We start from the raw sequence: 592 nt of genomic DNA, 5'->3' as shown, positions 1-592 counted from the left end.
CGATGTGCTCAACCGGTGGGGTTATTTCAACCTGTACGCCGTGCCGCCACCGCCGACGCCCAGGGGCTTTACGGCGCCGGTGATCAAGCCGCTGCGTTCCTTTCATGGCGTGATCTCGGGCTTCAAGCGCCTGTCCGGTTCCAACGACGAAGCCCGCTACGAAATCACCTTGCAACCGCGTTTCGCGCGGCTCACGCGGGGCAAGCAATTTCGCATCTACCAGCAGCAGTCGGTGCCGGAGATCGTCGAGCACATCCTGCGCACGCGCCACGATTTTCGGGGCGAGGAGTTCTATTTCAACCTGGCGCGCCAGTACCCCCGGCGCGAACAGGTCATGCAATACGACGAGAGCGACCTGGCTTTCGTCGAGCGCCTGCTGGCCGATGTCGGCATCTGGTACCGCATCACCAGCGACGATCGCCTGAACATCGACGTCGTGGAATTTCACGACGACCAGCGGCACTACCAGCGCGGCGTCACGTTGCCGTGTCGCCCGCCGTCGGGCTTGTCCGCCGATGGGCAGGACGCGGTCTGGAACCTGCAGACCGTCCACCGTATGGTCGAGCAAAGCATCAACTTTCGCGCCTACCAC

At 63.2% G+C, this 592-nt stretch carries 1 protein-coding gene; it reads left to right on the top strand.

The annotated features are described in order from the left end of the window. On the top strand, nt 1–592 hold a 592-nt coding region (gene vgrG / locus FHK92_RS23955), incomplete at both ends, for a type VI secretion system tip protein VgrG (RefSeq protein WP_181290308.1).

Origin of the sequence: Pseudomonas brassicacearum subsp. neoaurantiaca (assembly GCF_013608025.1) — a bacterium.
In the GTDB taxonomy this organism is placed as follows: domain Bacteria; phylum Pseudomonadota; class Gammaproteobacteria; order Pseudomonadales; family Pseudomonadaceae; genus Aquipseudomonas.
This window is presented reverse-complemented; position numbering and strand designations above follow the sequence as displayed.